Here is a 21,446-nt window from a genome sequence, read left to right as displayed (position 1 = left end):
CTCCTGCACCATACGGACCGCGCGTTCGCGTACTTCGGGGGAAAACTTGTTTGATTTCTTCATGGCTCCATCTTCTCAAAGGTTGGAGCCTCCTCAATTCCCGGGGCGATTCAGTTCCATGAGTTTGTCGGTATCCATCTTTGCGGTGGGCAGCAGGTTGTAGGCCTTGAGCTGGTCGCGGCACCATTTATGAAAGTGGCGCGCATGAACCTTGTCGCTCAGCCCCTTCGCTTCCATCACAGACTGCAGCTTCACTGCCAACGGTTCGTTGTAGCAAAGAATCAATATGGGTTTTGAAGTGGCTGTGTGCGCCTTGGCCAAATATTCCGCGCGGTAGCCCAAGATCATGGTTTTGCCAGAGCCCGCTACGCCATGGATAACGCGGTGCCCATCGCCCAGGGATCTAGCCAGTTGCTCTTGCTGGATGTCCATCACCCGCATGATGTCGGGCAGCTCGGCGTCTGCGTCGCTGTCGTCAAACAAGTCGCCGGTGGTTTGCACGCGCACCTGGGGAAACATGATCCAGCGCACGCGGTCCAGCTGCGGCAGGCTCATGGCGCCGCCAAAGCGGTGCGCAAACATGTTCCACAGCCGTTCTTGAAACGCTTCCGGGTCAGCGGACTCTTCCATCTCGTCTTTGCAGATGACGTAGTTGGCGGCAATGGTTTCGCCCAGGCCTGCTGCATCAAACTGCTTGCGTGTGATGCGGGTGAACACCACACCATGCCCCCATGGAAAAGCCAGCTTGCCTTGGTGTGGGCCGCCGGCTTGCACCAGTTGCGGGTCGCGCTCCAGCGCGTTCACGACCTGAATGGCGCAGTGGCGCGCTTGCGCCAACGGGTTGATGACGACCTTAGGCTGGCCGCTGCTCAAAATCGTCCAATATTGGCGGGTGGCGTGGCGAATGGTCTCTAAATGCCAGTCTTTGGTCTCCAGCACCAAAAGGCCGTGGCGGGGGTGCAGCACCACAAAGTCGGGGTAGGTTTGCTTGGGGCCAATGGGCACGTTGTGCCACAGCAGGTAGTCAGCGTCGAGCTTTTGCTCCAGCCGCTCAGCCAGGCGCCGCTCGCCCGTAGAGTCAAACGCAGAAGTTCCTATTGAGGGGATAAGGGTTGCCATCCGGGAAGTCACTATCCATTAACACTTTGTGACAGGGATCTTCGCTGCTAACGCTGCACAAGGCCAGAGGTTTTGAGGCCGGTCTGACGTGTGTGACCAACGTTGATGGGCAAAAGCGGAGGTAAATAAATCACACGGTGCATGGGCTTCCGCGTGCCAATCAAATGGGATGGACGGAGCGGGATTGATGCCGCCGCCGTGGCGCACTTGTCTATGTCACCGGGCCGCCACGGGATCCTTCAAATTTCGAGGAGCAGTAGCGAGCCCGGCCTATGGATAAAATCAGCCTCTAGCCCCCGTCCAGCAAGCGCAGGCAGCTATCAAAAACAGAGCAATGTAACCTTATTGTTTGGTGCTGAATTACTGCGCAAAAAGGCGGTACTCGTCATGCGGCACGGTAGCTGTCGCTCCAAGGGGTTGTCATGAAAGTTTCGCTTGCCAGCTTTGACGCTCAGTCGCCGCTCCGCCGCTTGTATGACGAAGCCGCCGAGACTTGGTGGTTCTCGGTGATTGACGTGGTGCCACTGAGCTCTTGCCCTTGCAGGGCACTCCTCTTTTGAAGGGGGATCTGAGTTGCGCCCTCTGTTTCTTGACGTGCCGCAAAGTACTGATTCAGGCGATGCACCTCGGCCTGCATGCGGGCGATGTCTCTCTCAATTCCCGTCCAGTCGCCTGACTGCGCCGTAAGCTCCGCGTTACGGCAGGCATCCGCCAGCGCCACCGCCCCGATCATGGCGCTCGCGCCCTTGAGCAGGTGAACCACGCTTTTTGTTGCTGTGAGGCCCCGGCTACTGAGGGCCTCGGACAGACGCGCCATGTCGCCCTCACTGGCGCGCTGGAATTCCGCGAATATCGCGTGCTCCAGCTCGGTATTGCCCGAAGTCATCTCAGCCAGCGCATGGTGATCGATGGGGCTGACCGGCGTGGCGCCGTGGGCGAGTCGCGCTTCCTGTGGCATTGCCGCGGGAGCCTCTGGGTTTGGTTGGGGTATAGATGTTGCTGGCAAGGGAAGCCAGCGCTGAAGCATTGCCAGCAGGTCTTTAAGTTCCACCGGTTTGGTGATGTAGTCGTCCATGCCCGCCTCCAGGCAGACCGCCGCTTCGCCGCGCAGTGCGTTGGCAGTGCAAGCGATGACGGGGCAGCGGGGCCCGCTCCGGCCAGCGGCTTCCAGCGCCCGGATGGCCCGGGTCAGTTCATAGCCGTCCATATGGGGCATATTGCAGTCGGTCAGCACCAAGCCAAATCGCCGGGATTCCCATAGTTTCAGCGCTTCAACACCATCGTTCGCAGTTTCCACCGCGTATCCCAGCAGGTTGACCTGCCGCCCGAGTAAAAGGCGGTTCGTCGGATGGTCGTCCACCAGCAGCACAAGCCTGCCCGAGGCTTCTGCCTGCGCCACCGTTGGCGCGCTGATAGCGCGTTCCCCGTACCGGGATCCGACCCGCACCCCGGTCGGTATTTCGGGGGTAGACAGGAGCGCAGGGTCGGCTGTTTCAAACACCGCTTCGAGGGACATCGTCGTTCCCTGGCCAAGCTCGCTTTGCATGGTCAATGACCCAGCCATCAATTCCGCAAGCCGCATGCTGATCGACAGGCCAAGGCCGGTACCGCCATAGCGGCGCGCGGTGTCGATTTCGGCCTGGGCAAAGGGTTTGAAAAGTTTGGCCTGTTGCTCCAGCGAAACGCCGATCCCCGTATCCGTCACGCAAAAACGAACTCGCTCCCGAGATTGTTCACGCGCCACCAGCTCAGCCCTGATATCGATTCTTCCGGCGTCTGTGAATTTGACGGCGTTACTCACCAGGTTGTTCAGAATCTGCCGCAGGCGGTCGGCATCGATCATGAGCGCGGGGCTTAAAGCCGGGTCGAGATGGACGTTGATCGGCAGTCCCTTGTTGCTGGCGTTGCTCAGGTAAGTGTTGCGCAGGTCTTCCAGCAGCAGCGCCAGGCTGGTGGGCTCCGGACAGATGGTCAGCTTGTGAGCTTCGAGTTTCGAAAAATCCAGAATGTCGTCGATGATGCGCATCAGCGTGCGGCTGGACTCGCGGACGATTTTGAGCGTGCCCTGTTGTGAGCCATTGAGCGGCGAGAGGCTGAGCAGTTCGAGCGAGCCGAGAACACCGTTCATGGGGGTCCTGATCTCATGACTCATGGTCGCCAGAAACGTGCTCTTGACCTGGTTCGCAGTTTCGGCTTGCGCCATCGCTGCCTCAGCGGCATTTTTCGCTATCAGCATGTCTTGCTTGGCCAGGGCTGCGTTGCGCATGGAAACCCGGATGCTGCGGTAGAGCAGGATGAACATCGCCACCGCGACGACCAGTGTTGCAAACATCCAAATGAGCATGACGCGAAGAAAGCGCTGAGACACCTGCTTCCGCTCCGCCTGCTGCGCGTCTTCCACGGCCACCATGCTGTCGAGTTGCGCGTGCAGCAACCGAACTGACTCGACGCCTTGGCCCTTGGCGACCACTTTACGGGCTTCTTCAAAGCCCTGCGATCGGTAGCTGTCAACTGCCTTGTCGAGATGGTCGAGCGTCGTTTCGATCAGCGGAACCAAGTTGCGCGCATCCTTCTGACTATGCGGACCCTCGCCCAGCAGCGTGGCGATTTCCCACCCCTGCTGGGTCAATTGGGCGCTGAGCTTGCGGAAGTTGGCCAAGTGCGCCGCCTCGCCAGTGATCAGATAGCTGCGCTGTTCAAACCCGGCGTTGGTGATGCCGCCACGGAGTTGGCCAAGCGCGACCTTGACCTGCTGGGTGTCGGCGACAAGCTGCGCCGCGTTGGCAAAGACCCGCGTTGACTTGTACGTGAGACCGCCGCCAACAAGCAGCAGGACGACGGACACTGCAAAGCCCGCAATGACTCGAAACTCAAGCGATGTCACGATGTGAGCGATTGCGGACAGGTCCCTACCGTCGCGGCGCACTACGGCGGCCATTCCCAGGCCTGCCGCCAGGAGTGCGGCGGCCGTGTTCACAGCAATCGGTGAAAGAACCATATCAGTCGTGATTTCGCGTGCGTCCCAGGCATAACCGATGAGGGCAACAATCCCTGTCAGCATGGCCGTGCCCGCGCATCCGTAGCGCAGGGGTTGCAGAACTCTTAGCGGCGGTGTTGCCAGTGCCAAACCTATGCCAATCAGCGGCACGGCTGCAAAGGGCGACATACGACCGGGGGTCACGCGGTTGTAGGCACTGCCGGCGTCCCGAAAAAACAATTCGTCGATACCCAAATGCCAATCGAAGATATCCTGGCTTAGCGTGGCGGCGACCAAAAGGGTGAACGCAACAGCGAGCGCCAGGCCGACCCAGCGGATCTTCGGCGAATCCGTCGTCTGGCAACCCAGGGCAATTCCCGCCGTGAACAGGCACAAAGCCGTGTTGGGCCGCATGGCAACCGCTTCCAGAAACACGCTTTTCCAGAGGGGAAAGTCCCACACCCAGCCGGCAAACGCAAGAAGGGCAATGCTCGCCGTGAACAGCGAACACAAACGAATCAGCAGGGTCACACGGGCGCTCGCCGCATAGGCCGCGGGCGGGCTGTGCGCCTGACCTTCAGGCATGCCGGGCAGCGCTCACCGCTTGTCTGGCCGTGTCCTGCGACGGCAGCGAAAAGTAAAACACTGCCCCGGCACCGACGGCGCCTTCCGCCCAGATTCGCCCGCCATGGCGCGAAATGATGCGCTGCACCAGCGGCAAGCCGACGCCGATGCCTTCGAAGTCGACGTCAACATGCAGCCGCTGGAACATGGCAAACAGCTTGTCGTACTGCGCCATGTCAAAGCCCGCCCCGTTGTCACGGATGGAGTAGGTCACCCCATCGCCGGTCTCTTCCCCCCGAATCTCAATCAGCGGCTTGTCTTGCCGGCGGCTGTACTTCACCGCATTGGAGAACAAATTCACCCAGACCTGCTCGATCAGTGCAGGGTCCGCATGGGTGGGAGGAAGTTCATCGATGCGTAGCGTCACCCCCGCATGTGCCGGGTCGGCCTGCATCCAAGACGTGACCACGCCATTCAGCAGGTGGTTCATGTCGACCTGCGTTTTGCTGACCTCGCGCACGCCCGCACGCGCAAAGTCGAGCAAGTCATCAATCAGCTTGGCCATCCCCTTGACGCTGGCGCCGATCATCGACAAGTAGCGTTGGCCCTTGTCGTCCATCGTACTTCCGTAGCTCTTTTGAAGGAGCCCCAAATATCCGCCAATGACGCTCAGGGGACCACGAAGGTCATGGGTTGCAGCCCACGTGAAGCTCTCCAGGCTCTTGTTGACGGCTTCCAGTTCTTCGGCCCGAGCGGCCAGCGCATCATGCAACTCAGCCAAGCGTTTTTCCAGCTCTTTCTGGTCTGTGACGTCTTCTGAAATACCCAGCAAATGGGTGGCAACACCTTCAGAGTTGGTGATCGGGACCTTCTTCGTATGCAGCAGGCGGATTCCCTTGTGCACGGTGTGGATTGGCTCTTCCTCAATTTCAATCAGCTTGCCTCCGGCGAGGGTTTCCCGGTCTTTGGCCGTGAAGTAATCTCCCTCGTGCTTTGGAAAAAAGTCGTAATCGTTCTTTCCCAACAAGGCGGCGCGGGGAAGGCCCAGCAACTCTTCGCCAGCCGTATTGAGGCTGACAAACCGCAAGTCCGCAGCATCCTTCACGAAAATCATGTCCGGGATATTTTCAATTAATGAATCTAGAAAGCGGTTAGCGGCCTGGGTCTCTTGCGTTTTTATGCGCAGTTGTTCACGGCTTTCGTGCAGTTCCTGATTACGCTGTGAGGTTGCCTCATAGGTCGACATCAGCAGATCAAGAATCTGGCGACGCGTGGCGCTGACGGCGTGCATGTGGCCATTAAATTCGATGGCGATGGGCGGAGCGTTTTCTTCTGGCGAAGTCTGAGGCCGAGGCTTCAATGCGTGCGCAATCCGGGCCATCAAGTGGGTGCGGCTGTAAGGCTTGATGACAAAGCTGTCCGCACCGCTTTTCAGGCCCAGCAAGACATCTTCGGACTCGGACATGCTGGTGACAAGAATTATCGGCGTGAGCGAAAGTTCGGGGTGGGATTTGACGCGCCGGCAGAGCTCGTAGCCGCTCATGCCGGGCATATTGACGTCGCTGATGATCAGTGCCGGCCTGAGCCTGGACGCCATCTCAAGAGCACTTTTGCCATCGACGGCAATTGTGGCCAGGTAGCCCTCTTCCTGAAGGATGTGGTGAAGCACCATCGCCTGGACGCTGCTGTCCTCAACAATCAGGACGTGTTGTTGGGCTGGCCGGGGTATATGCGCAGATTCCATTGGTACACCTTTGCTTATCCGAAATTCCTTGAGACTCCGTTACACAATGTAAACGTTTGTTTTGTCGCGCCCCTTATTCACTCAGTCAAAAAGTGGGTCAAACGTAAATACTTCACTTAATTTTGCTGAAGTGCCGGGTCCGCGTCTGGAGGAATCACTCGAAAACCCCGAGTAAAGGAATCCGAGCTACCGCAATTTCTGTGCCGTCGCTTATACCCCCGTCGCCCGGAGACTGAAGGGCTGAGGTGCTGATCAGCCAATTTCAGAGCGTGGGAAACGGCCTGCTGCTCAATCATTCGTGGCATGGGGAATGACCAAAGTTGGCAATGCGCTCGCCGAATATGCGGCTTGTTTGCGGTAAAGCCCGAAGTAAATAAATCACACGGGTGTGAGGTGAGATCGCGTTCCGGGCTGGCGCCACACCTATCCGGCGCCCTGCCGCGTCAAGCTGTTTTCCGACACGACCCGCCATCCCCCGGCCCGATAATTGCGTCATGACCCAAATGCCGCGCGCCACCACCCTCCCCGACATCGTGCTTCCGGACGAGCCCGGCGTGACGACGGTGGAGGTGGCGGTAGTCGAGATGACGGTGGTCACCGAGCAGCCGGTCTTTGACCCCGACAGCACTGCGCACTTCCAGACCAAGATGAAGCGTGCGCCGGTTTGGGTGGCCTCAATGGTGGCCAGCAACCATCGTGAGACACGCCGCTTTCGCGAAGAGCTGGCGCACATGAAGGGCGCGTGGCCCTTGCTGATGAAGCAGCGCAAGGGCGGCACCTGGACGCCGGAAGAAAAAGTGCAGCTCAAGGCCATGGTGCGCTCGGCCTCGTCGGTCAGCCCTTACCTGTTCGTCTGGGCGATCCCGGGCTCCATGGTGTTGCTGCCGTTTCTGGCGTGGTTTCTGGACCGGCAGCGCAAAAGGCGCGCCGTTGAGCGCCGCCGCCAGCAGGAGCAGGGGCAGTAGCAGTAGCGAGCCGGGTTTATGCATCAAATCAGCCTCTAGCCCTTATCTGACAAGCGCGAGCAGCTATCAAAAGAAGAGCAACTGCAAGATGGCTCAACGTGGATGAAAATGCCACACCATGGCTGAACAAACCGATTTTCTGATCATTGGCAGCGGCATTGCCGGTGCTTCGGTGGCTTACTGGCTGGCGCCGCATGGGCGGGTGACCGTGCTGGAGCGGGAGTCGCAGCCCGGCTACCACTCCACCGGGCGCTCGGCGGCGCTGTTCATGGAAAGTTATGGCACGCCCCAGGTGCGGGCGTTGACCATGGCCAGCCGCGCCTTTTTTGCCAACCCGCCGGAAGGCTTCGCTGAGCACCCGCTGATCTCGCCACGCGGCGCCATGATGGTGGCCACGCATGGCGAAGAGGCCATGCTGGCCGAACAGTGGGAGGTGTTCCGCAGCGTCACGCCGCATGCGCGGCTGCTGAGTGGCGCTGAAGCCTGCGCGCTGGTGCCGGTGCTGCGGCCAGAGATGGTGCTGGGCGCGGTGCTGGAGCCCGACGCCGCCGACATGGACGTCGATGCGATTCACCAGGGTTTTTTGCGCGGGCTGCGCCGCGCGGGCGGCAAAGTTGTCTGCAATGCCGAGGTCACAGCGCTGGCGCAGGAGGGCAAGGCCTGGCAAGTGCAAGCCGGCGGGCAGGCCTATGCTGCGCCAGTGGTCATCAACGCGGCGGGCGCCTGGGCCGACGTGGTGGCCGCGCTGGCGGGCGTCCAGACCATCGGCCTGGAGCCGCGTCGGCGCTCTGCTTTCATTTTTGCGCCGCCAGAGGGCACGCCCACGGGTGCCTGGCCGCTGACGGGGGGCATCCACGAAGGCTGGTACTTCAAGCCCGACACCGGCATGCTGCTGGGCTCCCCGGCCAACGCCGACCCGGTGGCGCCGCAAGACATTCAGCCCGAAGAGCTGGACATTGCCATGGCGATTCACCGCATCGAGGAGATGACCACCCTGACCATCCGCCGCCCCACGCGCACCTGGGCCGGGCTGCGCTCGTTTGTGGCGGACGGCGATCTGGTCGGTGGCTTTGATACGCAGGCGCCGGGTTTCTTCTGGTTGGCCGCGCAAGGCGGCTACGGCATCCAGACCTCGGCCGCGATGGGCGAAGCCTGCGCCGCACTCGCGCGCGGCTTGCCGCTGCCGGAGCGTATCGCCGGCTTTGGGTTGATGGAGGCGATGCTCTCGCCGTCGCGGCTGCGCACGCCAGTGGCATAGCTGCCCCTGCCGGTTCAGCACGAAATCGGGCCTCAGCCCTCGTCCTGTAAGCGCATACAGCTATCAAAACAGGAGCGTTTAATCGTTAATGCGGAGCACCCCGCCTTTTCTTCCTGAGGAGGTTCAATGACGCGTCCGGATGCGGCGAGCCAGCACCCGCATGAAAACCCAAACTTGCGTTTCCGGCTTCAAGCCTTACGCACACAACAGGATTTTCATGAACAGACTCGATGGCAAACGCGCACTGATCACCGGTGGCACCACAGGCATAGGCCTGGCTGCTGCAAAACAATTTCTGACAGAAGGCGCCAGGCTGGTGGTCACCGGCTTCAATGACGACACCTTGGCGCAGGCGCGCCGGGAGCTGGGCAGCGAGGTAGCAGTGCTCAAGATCGACGCCGGCGATGTGCGGGCACAGAAGCAGCTGGCGCAACAGCTGGCCGACACGCTGGGCCAGCTCGACGTGGCTTTTATCAACGCCGGTATCGGTGTGTTCAAACCGCTGGAGCAGTGGGATGAGACCAGTTATGACCGCTCGATGGCGGTCAACCTCAAAGGACCGTTTTTTCTGATGCAGGCCTTGCTGCCGGTGCTGGCTAACCCGGCCTCGGTGATCTTGACGGCGTCGGTCGTTGCGCACGTGGGCATGCCCACTTCCAGCGTCTATTCGGCCACCAAGGCGGGCCTGATCTCGCTGGCGCGCACCTTGTCGGGCGAGCTGATCGCGCGCGGCATCCGGGTCAACGCGCTGAGTCCCGGCGCGGTGAACACGCCGATTTACGGCAAGCTGGGCATGCCGGCTGACGAGCTGCAGAAGATGGAAGACGGCCTGCGGGCACAGACGCCTGCGCAACGCTTTGGCACGCCCGATGAAGTTGCACAGGCCGCGGTGTACCTGGCGTCCGACGAGTCACGCTTTGCGGTCGGCAGCGAGCTGGTGCTGGACGGCGGCTTCAGCGCAATTTAGCACGCTGAATCAGTGACGTTCATTGATTCAGCGTTACAGGTCACCACGAGATCTGGACTGCCGATGACAGCTCGGGCGCTTATGTGCGCGCGTGCGGCATAGGCGGCGCCTTCGTGTGGCCAGCGCTGCTGCGCAAGCTGGACCGTATCGACGCCAGCTACAAGGACTGAGCGAAGGACTGAGCGGCGTTTTATGCATCAAACTGGCCTCCAGCCCCCGTCCAGCAAGCGCAAGCAGCTATTAAAATCAGAGCGTCTGGCAAATTGAGCCGACGCCACACCCCTGGAAAGTACCATGCCCACCCTTGAAACCGTCGAACGTTTTGTGGCCCGCGTTGAGCAGAACGCGCATACCGAAGCCATTGCCGAGTTCTACACCCCCGACGCCAGCATGCAGGAGAACCAGGCGCCGCCGCGCCGCGGCCGCGATGCGTTGATGGCGGGCGAGGCCAAGGTGATGGCGCGCGCGAAGTCGCTGACGTCTGAATGTGTGCGGCCGGTGTTCATCAGCGGCGACAAGGTGGTGATCCGCTGGATCTTCAACTTCACCTGGGCCGACGGCAGCACCACACGCATGGAAGAGCTGGCCTGGCAGCGCTGGGAGGGCGAGCGTATCGCCGAGGAAACGTTTTTCTACGACCCGGCGCAACGCACGCCGGTGCCCGCGCAGCCCTGAGGGCGGCGTCGCGGCTCAGCCCCGCGGCGTGCCGAGGGTGAAGTAAAACACCGCCCCCTGGCCCGGCGCCGACTCGGCTGACACCACACCGCCATGGCGGGTGACGATGCGGCGCACCGTGGCCAGCCCGACGCCCGTGCCGGGAAACTCGGCCTCGGCATGAAAACGCTGGAAGGTGCCAAACAGGGTGCCGGCGCCTGCCATGTCAAAACCCGCACCGTTGTCGCGCACAAAAAAACGGGGCTCGCCGCAGGCCCCCGGCTCGCGCCCAAAATGGACTTTGGCGTCCGGCGTTTTGGACGAGTATTTGAGGGCGTTGCCCAGCAGGTTTTGCAACACCGAGCGCAGCAGGGCGGGGTCGCCCTCGGCGCTCAGGTCGGGCTCGATCTGCACGGCAACTTCCAGCGCCGGGGAAGCGCTGCGCAGGGCTTCCACCACTTCCCGCGCCATCTGCGACAAGTCACAGGGCGCCGTGCTGAGCTCGCTCGCGGTGGAGCGGGCCAGCTCCATCAGGGCTTCAATGAGTTGCTCCATGCGCTGGGCGTTGACCTCGATGCGCGTCATGAAGTGTTCAGCGCGGCTGTCGCCCGGCGCGTCGACCGATTTTCTCAAGGCTGCACAAAACCCCTTGATGGAAGCCAACGGCGCACGCAGATCATGCGATGCGGACGATGAGAAGGAGCGCAGGCTTTCGTTGGCCAGCTGCAGCGCTTCGCCACGCTGGGCCAGCGAAAGGTTCAGGGCGGCGATGGCGCGGGCTGCGTTTTCGCGTGCGGTGACGTCATTCTGAACGCCGACGTAATGCGTCAGCGCACCGCTGTCGTTCAGCACCGGTGACACGGTCAATTCATTGAGAAACTCGCTGCCGTCCTTGCGGTAGTTGCGCAGCAGCACGGTGGCTTGCGTGCCTTGCCGCAGCGCTGCGCGAAGGGTCGTCAGGCCCGCCTGCTCGGTCTGCGTGCCTTGCAGCAGGCGGCAGTCCTTGCCAATGACGTCTTCGGGGCCGTAACCCGTGAGGCGGTAGAAGGCCGGGTTCGCGTAGATCAGTGGAATCTGGCCCTTGTCCACACGCCCGATGGTGATGCCGTTATGGCTCGATGCAATGGCCCGCTGCAGCAACAGGGGCTCGGGTAGCCCGCTTTCACTATTGTTCATGGCGCTCCTTTGTCAGAGGCAACTCTACAACACGCCTTGCCGGGAATTGTGACGAATGAGGGTGGCATGGCCAGTTAAGGGTCAAATCGGTCGCCAGCCCTCATGCAACAAGCGCTGTTAGCTATCAAAACAATAGCAAAACTCGGGTCTGGCACCGGTGAATAACAGCTCGCGGTAGAGAACTTCAGGGCGTAAGCTCCGCCGGCCCGCCGGCAGGCGGGGCGGCGGGTATTCTCAGCACGCGCTGAATCGTCTGCAGCAGTTCTGTATTCGATGTCGATGCCTTGAGCAACACCGCGTCGGCGCGGGTTTTGGAGCTGGGCAGCACTTCGCTGGCAGAAAACACCACCAGCGCAGGCCGGGGCTTGAGGCTGTCGATCATCTCCACCAGGTCCCAGCCGGACTCCTTGCCAAGCCCCAGATCCAACAGCACCAGGTCAAAGGCCTGCGCGCGCAGGCAGGCTCGCGCCTGGCTCAGGTTGCCGGCAAATTCAAAGGTGGCGAAATCGGCCGCAATGCCTTCGGTGATGTGCTGGATGTCCACATCGTCTTCGACATGCAGGATACGTGGCTTGCGGCCGTGCAGCTCGGCCATCGCGCGCTGCATGGCGGCAACCAGATGTCGCTCGTCAATCGGCTTGGTCAGCCAGTCCGTCACTGTCGAGGGCTTGTGGTCAAGCTGCAGTTGCCCGTCGCCCGCCAGCGTAGAGATCACGATGACAGGCAGCTTGCGTGTGGCTTCGTTCTCGCGCAGACCGTGCAGGAAGGCACCGCCGACCTGCCCGGGCAGGCGCAGGTCCATCGTGGTGGCGTCGTAGCGGCGGGATGCCAGCAAGGCAGTGGCCTGGTCGGCGCTGTGCGCCAGGTCGGAGTCATAACCGGCCTTGTCCAGCATGATGCTGATCAGCCGGGCCACATCGACGTCGGCCTCGCACACCAGGATGCGCGGGCGCTCCGGCGCGGGGGCGGCCACTGGCGTGGGCGGCTCACGCCACTCCGGCAGCTCGAAGAAAAACGTCGAGCCTTCACCCAGCAGGGTGTCAAAACCGACGGTGCCGCCCATGCGCTCGACAATGGCGCGCGAGATGTTCAGGCCCAGGCCGGTGCCGCCCTTTTGCCGCGTGTCTGACGAGTCGGCTTGCGAGAACTTCTGGAAGATGCGCGTGCGGAATTCGTCGGGAATACCCGGCCCGTGGTCGCGCACCTCCACCCGTACGCCCAGCCCGGCCCGGATCACATGCACATCCACCGTGCCACCCGGCGGCGAAAACTTCAGTGCATTGGACAGCAGGTTGGTCACCACCTGTGTGAGCCGGTCGGCCTCCACGTTCACCTGCAGGTCGGTCTCGTCGCAGTGCAGCGCCAAGGTGACGTTGTTGGCCAGACCGTAACCTTCGTTGGCGGCGATGGCTTGTGTCATCAGCGGCATCAGCGCCATGGGTTGCAGGTCCAGCTTCATTTTGCCGGACTCGATTTTTTCGATGTCGAGGATGTCGTTGATCAGCCGGATCAGGCGTTCGCAGTTGTTCTTGGCGATGCCGATCAGGTTCATGGCGGTGTCGGGCAGCTTGCCGGCCATGCCACCGGCCACCAGGCCCAGTGAGCCGCGAATCGATGTCAGCGGCGTGCGCAGCTCATGGCTGACGGTGGAGACAAACTCGCTCTTCATGCGGTCGATGCGCTTGAGCTCGGTGACGTCGGTACCCAGCGAATAAAAGCCGATGACCTCGCCCTCGTCAGCGCCCTCGCCATAGCACGGGAAATAGTTGATCACATAGTCCCGCTGGTCGCCTCGCGCCGTGGTCTGCGTGCGCTCATACACCACGGGGTAGCCCGACAGGACCTCATCAACCCGCGCACGCACCCGTTCATAAAACTCATCTCCCATGAGCTCCTGCATGGTCTTGCCGTCGATCTGCTCGCGGGTCACGCCAAACACCTCTTCATAAGCGCGGTTGTGAAAGTGAAAGCGCCGGTCCTTGTCGACATAGGCAATCAGCGCCGGCAGGGTGTCGGTGATCTCGCGCAGGCGCTGCTCGCTGGCGCGCAGCGCGTCGGCAGCGCGCCGCATGCTGGTGTTGTCGCGGCCGGTGCCGCGGTAGCCGGTGAAGCGCCCGGAGGCATCGAAGATAGGCACGCCGCTGATTGAGAGGTGCCGCACCTCGCCCTTGCCGTCCAGCCGAGTGACTTCAAAGTCGCGAAAGGGTTCGCGCCGCTCAAGCTGCGCCTCATGCGTCGCCCAGACGGCGTCGTCCATGTTGACATAGGGCAGATCACGGCGCAGCTTGCCGATGCTGCTGTTGCTGGTGATCGCGCCCATGTCACTGATCTGCCCGGCAATCTGGACAAAGCGGAAATTTTCGTCCTGCTCCCAGAACCAGTCGCTGGACATCTCGACCAGTGCGCGAAAGCGCTCCTCATTCTCGCGCGAATCCTGCTCGGCATGCTTGCGCTCGGTGATGTCCTGCACCTGGGAGATGAAGTGCAGTGCCTTGCCTTGCGCATCGCGCACCAGCGAGCAGGTCAGCGTGGCCCAGATCACCTTGCCCGACTTGTGCAGGTAGCGTTTCTCGCGATGGTAGCTTTCTATCTCGCCGGCCAGCGCCCGCTGGCGCTGAAGCATGTCTTCGGCCACATCGTCAGGGTGGGTGACGTCGGGTGAGTCTGGCGCCACCAGCTCGTCCTGCGAGTAACCAAACATCTCGCTAAACGCGCGGTTGACGCGCAGGCGGCGCGAGTCGGTGCCCAGAACAGCCATGCCAATCGCGGCGTTTTCAAAGGCGCTTGTGAATTGGTCGTCGCTGGCTGCATTGCCCGCAGCGCGCTCGTACACGTCCAGCCGGGCAGTCTGTTGCTGCAATTTCTGCTGCAACTCCTCGTTCAGGCGCGTCAGCGCCTGCAGGCGGTCCTGCAGATCTTGCGCGCCCTGCGGTGGCGGCGTTTTCGGCTGCACTTGTTTCATTGTGTTCTCTCGCCGGTCTGACACCGCTATTGGCTTGCCGGGTGTTGTAGTCAGTATGGATTAATTTTCTTCTCTCTGACTGCGCGCGCAAGCAGGCTTTTGACGGGGTAATCCCTAGCGCGAGGTGATTTATGGGGCGGTCACGCCCGCGTCCTACAGGGCTTCCTGCCATGGCTGACAGGCACGCCTGCGGCGGCTGCCTAGCGTGAGGTTTTAACCACGGATGATGACCATGCCTCAATCAAGCAAAGACAACAACGGCGGAAAAAACCACCCTGCCAAGCAGTCTGGCGGAAGCTCTGCAAAGTCTGCAGACAAGCCGGAAAAAAATCCGAATTCGCCCACGGGCGCCCAGAACCGGGGCGAGAAGAAAACCACGCCCTGAACCGGCGTCAGCTGGCTCAGGCCGGCTCTGCGACGGCAGCGACCTCAATCTTCATGCGGGTAACTTCCAGCGGTTGCGCGCCGTAGTCGGATATAAAGGCCACGTCGGCGGCGTCGCGCCCATAGGCCAGCACGATGCGGCCGCCGCGCGCTTGCCTTTGTGTGGCGTCAAAGGTGTACCAGCGCCCGCCGACAAACACCTCGAACCAGGCGTGCAGGTCCATCGGATTCAGCTTATGAAGGTAGCCAACCACCATGCGCGCCGGCATCTGCAGACTACGGCACAGCGCAATGCCGACATGCGCAAAATCGCGACAAACACCGGCGCCGTGGCCCATGGTGTCCATCGCATCAGTGGTAGCTTCGCTGACGCCGTATTTATATTCAAGGTTGGTGTTTATCCAGGCGCGGATTTTTTCGGCCTGCGCATAACCGGGAGCGGTGTCGCCGACGATCTCGCGTGCCTTCTCGGCCATCTTGTCCGAAGGGCAGTAGCGGCTTTGCAGCAGATAACTCAGCACATCGTCGGGCAACTCTGCCACCGGCGTGTGCGGCGCATCGGGCTGCACGGCGATCTGGTCTTCCACTTCCATGACCACTTCGACGTCGATATTCATCTCGCCGGGCGGCAACACTAGGCGCTGGCACAGGTTGCCGTAGCCGTCCACGTATTCGGTGGTGGGCACCCAGGGATCCAGCGCATAGCGGTCGCTGATGATCCACTGTGCCTGTCCGCTGCGCGGGCGCAGCATGGCGACGATGGGACAGTTGCCAACCGTGCTGACCGTCAGCTCACAGGTGGCCCTGAGTTTCATCGCCAGGAAGGATTTTTAGGCGCGCTTGCCGGTGACCATGCGGTAGATGAACAGCAGCAGGATGGCGCCCAGCACGGCAGCGATGAAGCCGGCCGACTCACCGACCTGGTAAAAACCGAGGAAGCGGCCGAGGTAGGTGGCGACCACCGAGCCGACGATACCGATGATCACAGTGATGATGAATCCGGCCGGGTCGCGGCCGGGCATCAGGAATTTGGCGACGATGCCGACGATGAGGCCGATGAGGATGGTCCAGAGAATGCCCATGATGGTCTTTCAAAAAGTTGAATGAATTGATGTCACGGGCCTGGCCCGAAGACAAGAAAGCATCTATCGCGCGCCGCAATCGGCCTATCGGAAAATTGAGGCGCCGTGTGTAGGACCATGCGGATACGCACGCTGCAGCACCCGCCATTGCCTCCCGGAAGTCTCCGGATTTACACGTCGAATTGCCCGTCGGCCCCCGTCAGACTTCCGTGGGTAGCTATCAAAAACGCAGCACGTGAGCGCTCAGTTCCCACCCCGGGGCGGTTGCGGCAGCGCGATGAAGGCCAGCGCGCCCAGCGCCAGCAGCAGCCCAATCGCCGCCAGCACGGCGGTGTAGGGCTCGGCGCCATTGCTGGCCGCGACTGAGGCCACCAGCCCGGTGAACCACTGCACGGCAGCCACGCCCAGAAAGATCGCCATGGTGAAGACCGCCATGGCGCGGCCGGTCATGGCCGCCGGGTAGGCTGCGCGCACGTCGGCGTACTGCAGCACCATGAAGCCCGACAGCAGTCCGATCACCACCGGGCCGACCACGTCGATCACGGTATTGTGGGTCATGGCAAAGGCGGCGAAGAGCGCGGCCAGCAGCAGCGTGAGCCCGGTGATCCAGCGGCGCCGGTGCAGCGGACCGGGGTCCAGCCAACCAAACAGCGGCGGGCCAAACAGCGAGGCGAGCGACATCACCAGCGCGACGTTGCCGCTTTGCACCAGCGAGAAGCCGTGACGTTCCATCAGCAGCGGGCCCAGCCACAGGCCACGCAGCGCAATGAAGGAGGCATAACCCACACAGGCCAGCAGCATGATGCCCAGGGTGTGTGGCAGAGTGAACAGTGCGCCAAAGCCGGCCAACGCCTGGCGCACCGACTCTTTGGGATGGATGTTGTGCTCGGCTGGTGCCGGCTCGTGCACCAGCGCCCAGATCAGCAGCCAGGACAGCGCTGCCATAGCGCCCAGCACCCAGAAACCCATGCGCCAGGACGAGGCTTCGATCAGCCAGGCCAGGGGCGTGCTGGTCAGCAACATGCCGATGCCGCCCAGGCCCAGGGTGATGCCGGAAATCGCGGCGAAGCGCTCGGCCCGCATGTTGCGCGCGATAAACACAGTGCAGACCAGAAAGGCCGGCGCGCAGCCGATGCCAATCAGCACCTGGCCGACTACCAGCATGCCGTAGCTGCCGGCCATGGCGGACACGGCCGAGCCGGCAATAGCGACGGGAAAAGCCGTCAGCACGGTGCGCCGCACGCCATGCAGGTCTATGCCTATGCCCATGAAAAGCTGCATGGCGCCGAAGGCAAAGTGAAAGGCCCCGGCAAACAGGCCCAGGGCCTGTGGACTCAGACCGAAGTCGCTCTGCAACGGCGCTGCCATCAGGGCAGCCACACTGCGCCAGGACTGGCTCAGCGCAAACGCCGTGGTCAGCGCCAGCAGCATGGTCCAGGTGTCACGGTGGGAAGCGGGAGCGGGCGGCAGGCGGCTGGCTTGCGCGGGGGCGGAATGCATGGCGGCAAGGGTACACGATGGCCGCCGTAACGCCGCCGGGTCAGGGCGCGGGACTGCGGGAGGTATCAGCGGGCCGGCGGAAGGGCTCAATCGCCCAGCCCGCTGGCGCGGCCGCCAAGTCCAGGCCGGCAGCCAAGACCCGGCAGTACTCGACCAGGTCTTCCAGCTCGCCGGTTTTGTCGAAGACGTCGTCGGCGCCCAATGCCAGGCATTTGCCCACGATGTTCTCGTGGAAATAGCCGGTCAGCACCACCACTTTTTGTCCGGGGCGGCGTTGCTGGCACTGCTTGAGCACGCCGAAGCCCGAGCCATCGGCCAGGTACAGGTCGACGATAGCCAACTGCCAGTCATCCGCGTGGTCCAGCAGCCACCGACTCGCCCCACTCTCTCTCCCGGCATGTCCGATAAAGCGGCAGGGGCGACTTCGTGCATGGACTGGATGAGTGTGTCGCGCATCTCGGCGCGGTCTTCCACCAGAAAAGTGTTGATCAGCATGCTGTCTGCCCCCGATTTTTTTTCGAATCTTTCAACGCTAGCCAGCTGGCCGACCACGGCAGGACGGCTATCGCCGCCTGCGTTTGTAGGCAGGAGCTGACATTTTTGAAACAAAAAGTGGCCTCAGCCCTTGTTGGGCGGGCGTCAGCAGCTATCAAAAAAGGAGTAACGGGTGCAGTGTTGCATGCTTGATGGAACAAATAAAACCGATGGACTTCGAGTCAGGGCAAGGCGCAACCCCGCGGTTTTATGTTCCAGAGAGCGTGCAACACTGCCCGAGGGCTTGCCCAGCCCGCCCCGTGGTTCAGGAGCAGGACTGCAACGTCTTGCCGGTCAGCTGCGGCTTGAGAGCATCAAGTTTTGCGCGCAGAGCCGCGTCCACGGCAGCGAGCTTGAGGATTTGGCCGCGCGCCTCCGGGCGCTCCTGCGTAACCCGGGCCGTGCGCACCCCCTTGGTGGCGACACGCGCGAGTTCCTGGTCGGCATCGGCCTGCGTGGCAAAGCTGGCCAGCGCCAGGCCAGGCGCCAGCGCCGGATTGGTCACCGCGCGGAAGGCAACGCCGAGCTGGCGCAGTTCGCCGCGCTTTTTGGCCAAGGCCTCGTCGGTGCTGTATTTGCCCATGTAGACAATCCAGCGCGCCGGCTCGACGCTGCTCTCAAACTGCCAGCTTCCTGCCGGCAAGGCCGTTTCCAGCGCGCTGCGCAGGCTGGCGGTCTGCTCCTCGTTGAACAGGCCGGCCTGCAGGCACTCGGGAGCTGGCGCTTCGCCGGCAGGGCCAGACGCCACCAGGCCGGGACCGGCCTCGATTTTTCTGGCTTCGTCCGGCGTCAGCAGGCGGATCGCCTCGGGCCGGATCTGCGTGCCCAGGCGTTGCGGCTCGGTCTGCACCGCCGGAGCCAGGCCGTAGCTGGCCAGCAGGCCTTGCGACCAGGCCCAGTAAGCGGCGTTGGCCAGCACCAGCACCAGTACCAACAGCCTCAGCATGGTCGGGCGCCCCGCTGCGCAAGGGGCCGGACACTGACTTCGGAGCTGGTGATTTCTTGCATGCCAGCCGCAGTATGCACCAGCAGGGCGCCGTTTTCGCCAACGCCGTGGGCCATGCCTTCGGTGCCGTTGGACAGTTGCACGGCGCGTCCGGCGAGCGCGTCACGCGCCGCGAAACGTGCCTGAAACGGCGCGAATCCAAACAAGCCGAAAGCCTGCACCGTCTGCACCAGCGGTGCGGCGACCAGCAGCAGCGCCTGCGCTACTTCCACGTCCGGCCGGATGTCCTGCAGCGCAGCCGGTGCCAGCGCCGCAGGCTGGCCGTCGGCGGCCGCCGCGTCGAGGGTCAGCGCGCGCACATTGATGCCGACGCCGATCACCACATACCGCAGCTCGCCCCAGCTTGCGGTTTCGACCAGAATGCCAGCCAGCTTGCGCTCGTCCCGGGCGTCGACCAGCCACAGGTCGTTGGGCCATTTCAGGCGGATGCGCGGCTGATCCGCTGCGGGAACGAGCGGCTGCAGACTCTCGGCGATGCTGATGCCGACGGCCAGCGAGAGGCCAGACCAGTCCGCCGGCTGCAGCGCCATGCCCAGCGAAAAAGTCAGGCTGTCACCGGCCCGGCTGTGCCAGGCGCGGCCCATGCGGCCACGACCGGCGCTTTGCTGTTCGGCCACCAGCAATACCGGCTCGGCGGCAGCCGGCCCGATGGCCCGGAAACGCCGCATCAGCTCGGTGTTGGTGGAATCTATGGTGGGCAATACCTCGACCGTGAAGCCGGGCAAAACCGGCGCCACGGCTTGCCAGATGGCCTCGGCGGGCCAGCGGATAGGGGCGGCAGGGCTCACGGCGGCAGCGGGCTCAGGACTTTTTGTCTTTTGCAGGCTTGCCGGTTTTTCCGGATTGCCTGAGGATTTTCTTGAGTTCCTTTTTGAACTCTTTTTTCGGCTTCACGGACTTGCCGGCCTTGGGGGCCTTCTTTTTGTCCTTGCCCGGCTTGTCAGCCGCCTTGGACTTTTTGGACTTCTGGGATTTTTTGCCCTCTTTGCCTTTTTTACCCGGTTTGTCGTCCTTGGGCGCGAGCAGCGTGCCGCGGCAGTTTTTGGCCCCGCACCAGCAGGGGTACTCGGCCAGCAGCTTCTTTGTGTAGGGCGCGTCGATGATCAGGCCGTAGTCGTAAAACAGCTCTTCACCGGCGGGGATGTTGCGCAGCGCCTTGATGAAGACGCGGCCGTCCTGCTCGTCGGCTTCGCAGTTCGGTTTGCAGCTGTGGTTGATCCAGCGCGAGGAGTTGCCGCCGTGTTTGGCGTCGATCACATGCTCTTCGTCAATGTGGAAGTAGAAGGTGTGGTTCGGGTCCTTGGGGTCGTGCGGGTGCCGGCGCAGCGCTTCCTTCCAGTTGATGACTTCGCCGATGTACTCGATCAGGGTCTCGCCTTCGGCGAGGTCCTGCACCGCAAACACCCCTTTGCCGTGCACGCCTGAAACGCGGGTCTGGATGCGCCGGCCGGCGGTGGAAGCGGGGCTGGCCGGCGGGCTGGAAGATGGGTCGAAAGAGGGGGGCAAGACCTGAGTTTTTGACACGACGGCTTTTTTTGGTATGGTTAATTCATGGTGCGACTCGAAGTCGCCTGTAGTCAGCTTCACTTTAGAAGCCAAGAGTTGCATTTTACCTCTGTAGAGCCTAGGTTCTATACGATGAAAACTGCAATGAACACAATGTAATCCGCCCCTGCGCGAATGCATTGATGACCATCCCGCAACGGGTTCGGTCAGTGCAAAACAGCCCTTAAAGCTGTTTTCTGTCTCTTTTGAACGACAAGTTACATTTTGTAGCGAAATTGTTTTGCCCGCATTGGGACAAAAGATCCGAATAGGTGACACCAACTCATGGTGTCTTGTTTTTCTACTGAAACCACGCTTGGAACAGCGTGATCTCGACTATGCGTGCGTCCCGGGCAACTGGGGGGTGCGGAGCCATAGATAAACCACTTGCGCGGCAACGTGCATAAACCAAAGGCGACTTTGGGGAATTTCTGGGAGCAAGACCAGAAAGAGTGGCCGGGATAAAGGGTACGGGAAACATATGTGAACGTTCGTCTAACCGCCGTAATAACCAAACAGCTAACACTTGTGTCCACGGGCAACCGTGGGAGCTGTGACCAAAACGGTATCGCGTCTGGAATCAGTTGTCATGAACTCTGATTCGTTCCCTCAGTACACGCGGCGGAGAGAACGTCCCTAACCCCTTTCGTCGGTTCGCCGACCGACGGGGCATCGTGAGGAACGAGGTAAACCCGATACACCGCTGGCCTTCGGGCCAGCAACCTGCGCGTAAGCAAGGGCCATGGTGTAGCGGGTAGAGGAAGCTGCAAAAAGCAAATGGGCGCATGTAACGTGTGTCATAGCGGTTCAAGATTTGCCGCAGTGCGAAAGCACGCAGACTTGCAGCAGGTGCGACAGCGTAAAAGCTATTGCGAACTTACACCCTAGGGAAGGTCTGCATAACCCCCGCCGCAGCGAGAGTTGCTAGTCAAGAGTTCACAACATGAAACCGGCACAGTGTTCGAGCCGGTTTTCTGGCGATGCTGGCCCGAGTCTGCGTCCGCCTCGA

Annotated in this window: 15 protein-coding genes and 1 pseudogene; 4 read left to right on the top strand and 12 right to left on the bottom strand. The window is 61.9% G+C overall.

Annotation, left to right across the window (positions count from 1 at the left end):
* Positions 1–159 precede the first annotated feature (159 nt).
* The 3 genes and pseudogenes from H0W47_RS14335 to H0W47_RS14325 form a co-directional block, all read right to left on the bottom strand.
* Positions 160–1,119, bottom strand: a pseudogene (locus H0W47_RS14335) (NERD domain-containing protein); the annotation flags it as partial.
* A gap of 451 nt (positions 1,120–1,570) precedes the next feature.
* The gene (locus H0W47_RS14330) at positions 1,571–4,681 is read right to left on the bottom strand and encodes a response regulator (protein ID WP_296925562.1); all 3,111 of its coding nucleotides are present in this window, start codon (positions 4,679–4,681) and stop codon (positions 1,571–1,573) included.
* Positions 4,674–6,404 (bottom strand): response regulator, encoded by a 1,731-nt coding sequence (locus tag H0W47_RS14325; protein ID WP_296925560.1) that lies wholly within the window; start codon positions 6,402–6,404, stop codon positions 4,674–4,676. Before H0W47_RS14325 ends, H0W47_RS14330 begins: the two co-directional genes overlap by 8 nt.
* Positions 6,405–6,898: 494 nt before the next feature.
* Between H0W47_RS14325 and H0W47_RS14320 the strand changes: the two genes are divergently transcribed.
* The 4 genes from H0W47_RS14320 (at position 6,899) to H0W47_RS14305 (ending at position 10,269) form a co-directional block, all read left to right on the top strand.
* Positions 6,899–7,369, top strand: coding sequence for a hypothetical protein (locus tag H0W47_RS14320; protein ID WP_296925559.1), 471 nt, complete (start codon positions 6,899–6,901; stop codon positions 7,367–7,369).
* A 118-nt stretch (positions 7,370–7,487) separates the two neighbouring features.
* Positions 7,488–8,627: an FAD-binding oxidoreductase gene (locus H0W47_RS14315; protein WP_296925557.1), complete on the top strand. Its 1,140-nt coding sequence runs from the start codon at positions 7,488–7,490 to the stop codon at positions 8,625–8,627.
* Positions 8,628–8,844: 217 nt separating this feature from the next.
* A complete protein-coding gene (locus H0W47_RS14310) occupies positions 8,845–9,594 on the top strand; it encodes an SDR family oxidoreductase (RefSeq protein ID WP_296925555.1) in 750 nt (249 codons plus the stop codon).
* Positions 9,595–9,888: 294 nt separating this feature from the next.
* Positions 9,889–10,269, top strand: a complete 381-nt coding sequence (locus H0W47_RS14305) for a nuclear transport factor 2 family protein (protein ID WP_296925553.1) — start codon at positions 9,889–9,891, stop codon at positions 10,267–10,269.
* Between the two features lie 15 nt (positions 10,270–10,284).
* Here the strand turns inward: H0W47_RS14305 and H0W47_RS14300 are convergent, their stop codons facing one another.
* The 9 genes from H0W47_RS14300 to H0W47_RS14260 all read right to left on the bottom strand — a co-directional run bounded on the left by H0W47_RS14300 (position 10,285) and on the right by H0W47_RS14260 (position 20,398).
* Positions 10,285–11,424 (bottom strand): PAS domain-containing protein, encoded by a 1,140-nt coding sequence (locus H0W47_RS14300; protein WP_296925551.1) that lies wholly within the window; start codon positions 11,422–11,424, stop codon positions 10,285–10,287.
* A 184-nt stretch (positions 11,425–11,608) separates the two neighbouring features.
* A complete protein-coding gene (locus H0W47_RS14295) occupies positions 11,609–14,386 on the bottom strand; it encodes a PAS domain S-box protein (protein WP_296925549.1) in 2,778 nt (925 codons plus the stop codon).
* Between the two features lie 401 nt (positions 14,387–14,787).
* A complete protein-coding gene (locus tag H0W47_RS14290) occupies positions 14,788–15,585 on the bottom strand; it encodes a transglutaminase family protein (RefSeq protein ID WP_296925547.1) in 798 nt (265 codons plus the stop codon).
* Between the two features lie 15 nt (positions 15,586–15,600).
* Positions 15,601–15,852: a GlsB/YeaQ/YmgE family stress response membrane protein gene (locus tag H0W47_RS14285; RefSeq protein WP_296925545.1), complete on the bottom strand. Its 252-nt coding sequence runs from the start codon at positions 15,850–15,852 to the stop codon at positions 15,601–15,603.
* Positions 15,853–16,095: 243 nt separating this feature from the next.
* On the bottom strand, positions 16,096–17,352 hold the full coding sequence (locus H0W47_RS14280; RefSeq protein WP_296925543.1) for an MFS transporter: 1,257 nt from the start codon (positions 17,350–17,352) through the stop codon (positions 16,096–16,098).
* A 40-nt stretch (positions 17,353–17,392) separates the two neighbouring features.
* Positions 17,393–17,692 carry a response regulator gene (locus tag H0W47_RS14275; protein ID WP_296925540.1) on the bottom strand — a complete coding sequence of 100 codons (300 nt, stop codon included), beginning with the start codon at positions 17,690–17,692 and terminating at the stop codon, positions 17,393–17,395.
* A 459-nt stretch (positions 17,693–18,151) separates the two neighbouring features.
* A complete protein-coding gene (locus H0W47_RS14270) occupies positions 18,152–18,832 on the bottom strand; it encodes an SPOR domain-containing protein (protein ID WP_296925538.1) in 681 nt (226 codons plus the stop codon).
* Positions 18,826–19,680, bottom strand: coding sequence for a biotin--[acetyl-CoA-carboxylase] ligase (locus H0W47_RS14265; protein WP_296925537.1), 855 nt, complete (start codon positions 19,678–19,680; stop codon positions 18,826–18,828). The genes H0W47_RS14270 and H0W47_RS14265 overlap by 7 nt, the downstream gene beginning before the upstream one ends.
* A gap of 13 nt (positions 19,681–19,693) precedes the next feature.
* A complete protein-coding gene (locus H0W47_RS14260) occupies positions 19,694–20,398 on the bottom strand; it encodes an SET domain-containing protein (protein WP_367265411.1) in 705 nt (234 codons plus the stop codon).
* Positions 20,399–21,446: the final 1,048 nt, after the last annotated feature.

It is taken from the genome of Polaromonas sp. (assembly GCF_013817205.1).
GTDB lineage: Bacteria > Pseudomonadota > Gammaproteobacteria > Burkholderiales > Burkholderiaceae_C > Polaromonas.
This window is presented reverse-complemented; position numbering and strand designations above follow the sequence as displayed.